Source organism: Curtobacterium sp. MCBA15_005, assembly GCF_001864855.1.
GTDB classification, from domain to species: Bacteria; Actinomycetota; Actinomycetes; order Actinomycetales; family Microbacteriaceae; genus Curtobacterium; species Curtobacterium flaccumfaciens.
Genome location: NZ_MJGL01000009.1, coordinates 171,401 through 177,752, shown reverse-complemented (window position 1 = coordinate 177,752; position 6,352 = coordinate 171,401). Strand labels below are relative to the sequence as shown.

8 protein-coding genes are annotated in these 6,352 nt (G+C 73.2%); 2 read left to right on the top strand and 6 right to left on the bottom strand.

The genetic code is table 11. From position 1 onward, the window contains the following. Positions 1–32 precede the first annotated feature (32 nt). A complete protein-coding gene (locus tag BIU89_RS07505) occupies positions 33–671 on the bottom strand; it encodes a GNAT family N-acetyltransferase (RefSeq protein ID WP_027466757.1) in 639 nt (212 codons plus the stop codon). A gap of 91 nt (positions 672–762) precedes the next feature. Between BIU89_RS07505 and BIU89_RS07500 the strand changes: the two genes are divergently transcribed. Both BIU89_RS07500 and BIU89_RS07495 read left to right on the top strand, forming a co-directional pair. Continuing rightward, entirely contained in the window at positions 763–1,368 is a 606-nt protein-coding gene (locus tag BIU89_RS07500; protein WP_071245534.1) for a hypothetical protein, read from the top strand. A gap of 42 nt (positions 1,369–1,410) precedes the next feature. Then, a complete protein-coding gene (locus BIU89_RS07495; RefSeq protein ID WP_027466755.1) occupies positions 1,411–1,713 on the top strand; it encodes a DUF427 domain-containing protein in 303 nt (100 codons plus the stop codon). Positions 1,714–1,743: 30 nt separating this feature from the next. On the opposite strand, the gene BIU89_RS07490 is transcribed toward BIU89_RS07495, so the two are convergent. From BIU89_RS07490 to BIU89_RS07470, 5 genes are all read right to left on the bottom strand, one after another. Continuing rightward, entirely contained in the window at positions 1,744–3,003 is a 1,260-nt protein-coding gene (locus BIU89_RS07490; protein ID WP_071245532.1) for an Nramp family divalent metal transporter, read from the bottom strand. A 385-nt stretch (positions 3,004–3,388) separates the two neighbouring features. Further along, positions 3,389–4,084 (bottom strand): CGNR zinc finger domain-containing protein, encoded by a 696-nt coding sequence (locus BIU89_RS07485; RefSeq protein WP_027466753.1) that lies wholly within the window; start codon positions 4,082–4,084, stop codon positions 3,389–3,391. A 47-nt stretch (positions 4,085–4,131) separates the two neighbouring features. Further along, a complete protein-coding gene (locus BIU89_RS07480; protein WP_071245529.1) occupies positions 4,132–4,623 on the bottom strand; it encodes a SprT-like domain-containing protein in 492 nt (163 codons plus the stop codon). Beyond that, entirely contained in the window at positions 4,620–5,450 is an 831-nt protein-coding gene (locus tag BIU89_RS07475; RefSeq protein ID WP_071245523.1) for a hypothetical protein, read from the bottom strand. Before BIU89_RS07475 ends, BIU89_RS07480 begins: the two co-directional genes overlap by 4 nt. Positions 5,451–5,590: 140 nt before the next feature. Further along, on the bottom strand, positions 5,591–6,325 hold the full coding sequence (locus BIU89_RS07470; protein WP_139178864.1) for a DUF4064 domain-containing protein: 735 nt from the start codon (positions 6,323–6,325) through the stop codon (positions 5,591–5,593). Positions 6,326–6,352 lie beyond the last annotated feature (27 nt).

Below are 6,352 nucleotides of genomic sequence, written 5' to 3'. Positions count from 1 at the left end.
CGACGCCGGCGCGACGACGCTGGCGAGACGCCTCAGGCGTGCCGGGCCGACCGACGGCGGGACCCCTCGGCGCGGTCGTGCCGCCGGAGCCGCTCGGCCAGCGAGAGGCGGACCGCCGGCCACTCCGACGCGATGACGGAGAACACCACGGTGTCGCGCAGGGTGCCGTCACGGCCGATCGCGTGGTTCCGGAGCACGCCGTCCTGCTTGGCGCCGAGGCCCGCGATGGCCGCTCGGGACTGCAGGTTGTGCCAGTGGGTGCGGAACTCGACCGCGATGCACTGCCACGCCTCGAACGCGTGGGACAGCATGAGCAGCTTCGACTCGGTGTTGATCCCCGATCGCTGCGCGGACCTGGCCAGGAACGTGCTGCCGATCTCGACGCGGCGGTTGCCCGAGTCGATGTTCATGAAGGTCGTCGCACCCACCACCCGGCCGGTTGGGCGGTCCCGCACGGCGAAGGGCACCATGCGGCCGGCCTCGTGCTCGGCGAGCCGCCGGTCGATCTCGGCCTCGACCTGTGCCGGGGCGGGCACCGAGGTGTACCAGGTGCGCCACAGATCGCCGTCCGCGACCGCCGCCCGCAGGTCTTCCGCGTGCTCCTGCCCGAGGGGCTCGAGCGTCACACGGTCGCCGGTCAGGGTGGGTACGGGGGCGATCTCCATGACCATGCATCCTAGGGTCGACGACCCTGGCGGAACCCGGTCGGACGGCGACCCTGTGGAGAGGGACAGCATCGCCCGGGCGGCTATCGTGACGGACGTGGCAGAACGCACCCAGGAGAAGTACCAGGTCCGGTTCGCGTGGGGTCCCGGAGGTGCGGCTCGCATCGCCCACGGCACCCACCTGCTCGTCTGGGTCGACGCCCTGCCGCCGACTCCCGACGCCGCCGCACAGCGGCGCGCGCTGCGGAACGTGACCGCCCAGTTGCCGCAGGGTCCGGAGGTCGTGCTCGGCCACCTCGGCAACGCGGCGGCCGTCGCGGAACGGGTGACGGGCCTCCAGGCCGCACGCGGTGACCGGTGCGTCGTCGCGATCGTGGCCGCCGGGCTGCACCACACCGCTGCCCTCGACGACGCGGCCGAGGCGGCGGGGGAGTCCGTCGACGTCGCCGACGCACCCGACTTCGCCGTCGAGGACCTGCTCGCCGCCGGAGCCGTCGTCGACGCGCTCACCGAGGTCGGCATCGACCACACCTCACCCGAGGCCGCCGCGGCCTGCGCGGCGTACACGGGGCTGCGCCGCGCAGTGCGGCACCTGGTCAGCGCGTCCGAGGGAGCCGCCGTCCTGAGCCGTGACGACGTGCTCGCGGCGCTCGCCGCGGGCCCCGACTTGACCGTCCTGCGGGAATCGGGGGAGCGCGCGTAGCGTTCGCCCCGTCACGGAACCAGCGAGCGAAGGAGCAACGCCATGAAGGCAGTCGTCGGCGACACGGTGATCGCGGAGGCCCCCGAAGAGGACCTCATCAAGATCGAGGGCAACTGGTACTTCCCGCCGTCGAGCGTGAAGACCGAGCTCTTCACCGAGAGCCCCACCCAGTACCACTGCCCGTGGAAGGGCGACACCCAGTACTTCACGGTGAACGTCGACGGACAGGCGCTGCAGGACCGCGCGTGGTCGTACCCGACACCGATCCCGTCGTCGTTCGACCGCGTCGGCAAGGACTACTCGGGCTACGTCGCGTTCTGGAAGGACGTCCAGGTCGTCGAGTGACGACCGCCCGTCACCCTGACCGGTCGTGCCTCAGCCGGTCAGGGTGAGCACGACCAGTGCGACGTTGAGCGCCACGATGACCGCCGCGATCACCCACGCCACCACGCGGGTGGTCGCGGCGTTCACGTCGGTCCCCATCACGCTCCGTCGCGACGTGTAGACCACCAGAGGCACGATCGCGAAGGCGATCCCGAAGCTCAGCACCACCTGGCTGACGACGAGCAGCATCGTCGCGTCGGCGTTCAGCGCGAGCAGCACGATCGCGGGCACCAGGGTGATCGCGCGCCGGGCCACGAGCGGGATCCGCACGTGCAGCAGGCCCTTCATGATCTCCGCGCCGGCCATGCAGCCCACCGAGGTCGAGGCCAGGCCGGACGCGAGCAGGCCCACGGCGAAGAGCACCCCGACGACCGGGCCGACGTTCTCGGCGATGGCGCGCTGCGCACCGGGGATGGAGTCGGTGCCCGCGACTCCGGGCAGGGTGGCCGCGGCGAGGACGAGCATCGCGATGTTCACCCCACCCGCGACGATCAGCGCGAGCCCGACGTCCCACCGGGTCGCGACGAGCACCCGGCGACGCTCCGGCCCGGCGGGGACGTCGCCGTGGCGGTCCCGGGCGAGCGCCGAGTGCAGGTACACCGCGTGCGGCATCACGGTCGCACCGAGCATCGAGGCCGCGAGCAGCACCGACCCCGCGCCCTCGAACCGCGGCACGAGCCCGGCGACCAGGTCGGCCGGTGTGACCCTGGCGAACAGCAGCCCGGCGCAGAAGCCCACCGTCAGGATCGCGAGCATCGCCGTCACCACGGTCTCGAACAGGCGCGTGCCCCGGCGGCTGTGCAGGGTCAGCAGGAGCATCGAGACGAGCCCGGTGATGATCCCGCCGACCACGAGCGGCAGGTCGAAGAGCAGGTAGAGCGCCAGGGCGCCACCGATGACCTCGGCGATGTCGGTCGCGGCGGCGACGATCTCGGCCTGGCCCCAGAACAGCAGGCGCGGGGTTCGTCGCATCCGCAGGCCGAGGTGTTCGGGCAGCGACTTGCCCGTCACCACCCCGAGCTTGGCGGACAGGTACTGCACCACCACGGCGCTGGCGTTCGCGGCGACGAGCACCCAGAGCAGCAGGTACCCGTACTCGGCTCCGGCCGTCAGGTTGGCGGCGACGTTGCCCGGGTCGACGTACGCGATGGCCGCCACGAAGGCCGGTCCGAGCAGGGTGAGCCCGGCTGCGCGACGACGCGGGGCACCGGATGGGTGCTCGTCGAGCCGGGGGCTGGCAGTGTCGGTCATGCACCGATCCTGCCAGAGAATTCGGCGGACCGAATCTTTTTCTTCGTCGTGTCGGGGTGCTGGCCGGTCGCCGCTCGCGCGTGCGTATGTCGGATGGTCAGGACTCGTCGGCTGGGACGCCGCCAGCAGACGGTCGGTGACCGCTCGGCCGAGGTGCGCGGGGTGTCGTGACCGCTCGCGGAAGGCGGACAGGAGGCCCGTGGCGGCGCCGCCACGCGCCTCCCGGCCGGTGGCTGGTCGCGACTCGTCGCTTGCTTCGCGTCGGGTCGTCGCAACCTGACGGTTGCGACGCGGTCGGGCGACGGTTGGTGACCGCTCGGCGGAGGTGAGCGGGGTGTCGCGACCGCCCCCTCCCGGACAACGGGAGGAAGGTGTCAGCTCGGGCTCACTCCGCGGCGCGGCGAGCGCGGTGCGCCCGGACCTTCGCCCGGTTGCCGCACCGCTGCATCGAGCACCAGCGACGGGTCCCACCGCGCGACGAGTCGTAGAACACCAGGCCGCAGTCCTCGGCCGAGCACCGGCTCAGGCGCGTCGGCCGGCCGTCGGCCTCGACGTCGTCGAAGCCGACCTCGGTGAAGAGCGCGACGGCGTCGCGCGCGACGCTCGACAGGGCCTGCGCCAGGCGGACCCGGTTCGCTCCGGCGCGGCGTCGGCCACCCGGGAGGCTCGGGGGCACGTCCGGCAGGGCGGCGAACAGGTTGACGGTGTCGATGTCGTCGGGCGCGGGGCGCGTGCGGCCGGCTCCGGCACGCAGGCCCGCCGCCACGGCGGTGCGCTCCGCGGCGGTGCTCGCCGGCGCGGGGGCGGCAGCCACGGCGAGCCGGGCGATCGCGGCACGCAGGGCACGGGCGTCCTGCAGCTCGCGGGCACTGGCACCGACGTCGATCGGCTCGGTGTGCTCGCTGAGCCACTCGTCCAGGTCGGCCGGGCTCGCGAGCAGCTCCCCGAGCTGCGACCGCGGTCGGCGTCCGGTGGGGTCGTCGGCGAAGCCACCCGTGTGCGCGAAGTCGAGCGCGATCCGTCCGGCGTCGAAGAACCAGGAGGAACCGGCGTCCGTGCGGATGTGCTGCCCCGTGTGCATCCGCCCAGGCTAACGGGTTACCGGCGCGCCTCCGTGCGTGGGGCACCTCATGCGGTAGTCGACGCCATCGTGGCCGCGTCGTCGTCCGCGGTCCGACGCCGCCACGTGATGACGTTCCGGGCGTCGAACCGCCGGGAACAGCGGGCGCAGGCCAGGGGACGGGTGGGCGTGCGGTACCGGAAGTGCTCGTGTCCCGCGGGGCAGGTGCCGATCCAGGGGGCGAGCTCGCTGGCGATCGGCCCGTCGTGCAGCCGGGAACCGGTGTACCCGATCGACGCGGCCGTGCGCTTCCACTTCGGTCCGTGTGCCGCCCGGGCGCCGGCGAGGGCGTGCGCGACCTCGTGCAGCAGGACCTGTTCGACGTCGTCGTCGGAGAACCGGGTGGCCAGGTGGCGGCTCACCGTGATCCGCTTCCGTGCGAAGTCGCACTGGCCCGCGCGGGTCTTGGCGTGGTCGAACCCGAACGCCCACGTCCCGGTGCCGAGGTGTTCGGCGATGAGCGCTTCGGCGCGGAGCCGGACGGCCTCGAGCGCGGTCACTGCTCGGAACGCGGGTCGGCCTGGCCCTTCTTCGCTGCCCGGGCCGCGATCCGGCCCCAGATGTCGTCGGCCTCGGTCCGGGCGGCGTCGGGCGCACCGAGCACGCGCCGACGGATCGGCGGGACCTGCTTCACCGGCTCGGCGACGCGGGTCGTGGGTTCGTCGTCCTCGGCGCGGCGGGCGGCGACCTCGCGGGCCGTGCGGGGTCGGTCGGATGGTTCCGCCGGGTTCGTGATCGAGGCCCGCATGGCGGCCTCGACCGCGGTGCGCAGCGCGTCGGTGCGCTCGGACGGCGCGCCGGCCTGCCGGAAGGCCTGGTACGCCCGCGAGAGTGCGGCGCGGGCCTCGTCGAAGCGGTCGTTCTCGAACAGCGACCAGCCCTCGATCTCGGCCGCGGCACCCTCGAGCTCGGGCCACTCCTCGGTGGCGGCGGTGTCGCGGGCCATGGCGGCCTCGGCGGCGGCGCGGTCGTGCCGGCCGAGGTCGTGCAGGACGTGCGCACGACGGATCCGCGCGGCGACCTTGTCCTGGCGCTCCCCGGTGAACATCGCGAGGCGGAACACCTCTTCGGCGATGACGAGCGACTCGTCCAGACGGCCGAGCAGGCGGAGGAGCTCGGCCCGTTCGGCGAGGGCGTCGGTGCTGCGGCTCTGACCGAGGTCACGGAGCCGCTGGTGCACGGCGTCGACGTCGACCGCGGGTCGCAGGCTGATGGGCGCGAAGGTGCTGCCCGGGCTGACTCCGGCCGTCACGGGAGCCGCGTGGCGCGGTTCACGGGAACGGTCGGACGAGTCGGGCTGCTGGCGGTCGTCGGGCGGGAGGGACATCGGTTCGAGGGTAGCCGCGGTCTCCCGGGAGCAGTCGGTGCGACGCGCTCAGGTTGCGCGGGTGCAGGCGTGGGCGCGTACCCCCGGGACGACGAACGGCCCGCCGTGCCGGAGCGCGACGGGCCGTTTGGAGTGGTCGATCAGGAGTTGGCGCCCACCGCGCCGGCAGCGGCCACGCCGGCGTAGGTGACGAACGTCGCGATGGTCGCGACGACCGCCAGGACGATCGCCAGGATGCCCCAGACACGACCGCGCTTGGCGACGGCCGCGATGATGCCCTGCACGAGTGCCCAGAGTCCGAGGAACGCGGCGATGCCGATCACGGCGATACCGCCCACGAGCTGCGAGCGGACGTCCGGGTCGCTCATGACCTCGCTCTGCATCTGCTCGGGCGTGAGGTTCGTCGAGCCGTTCTGCGTGATCTGGTCGATCACACCGCTGTTGCTGATGGCCGAACCCATGATGTAGCCGCCGACGACGCCGAGCACGAGCGCGAGCAGGCCGAGTACGAAGGCGATGATGCCGACGGTCTTCTTCTTCTTGGGCTTCGGCTCGTCGTGGCTCTGCCAGGCCGGGGCACCGGAGTGCGCGGGCGCGGCGGCGTACGGCTGCTGGTCGTGGTGCTGGCCCTGGTCGTGACGCTGCTGGTCGTTCCAGCTCGGCGTGCTCGACGGCTGGCCGTACTGCTGCTGCCCGTACTGCTGCTGGCCCTGCCCGTACTGCTCGCCGTACTGCGGGGTCGAGGTCGGCGCCGGGTCCACCCGCTCGCCGTACCGCGGGGCATCGGCGTCGGGCTGCTGCTGCGGGGCGTCGCCCCAGCGCGGCGCCTGGCCGTCGCCCGTCCGGTCCTGGTCGTTCCGGTCGTCGTTCGTCATCAGGGTTCCCATCGCTCGGTCGCGCAG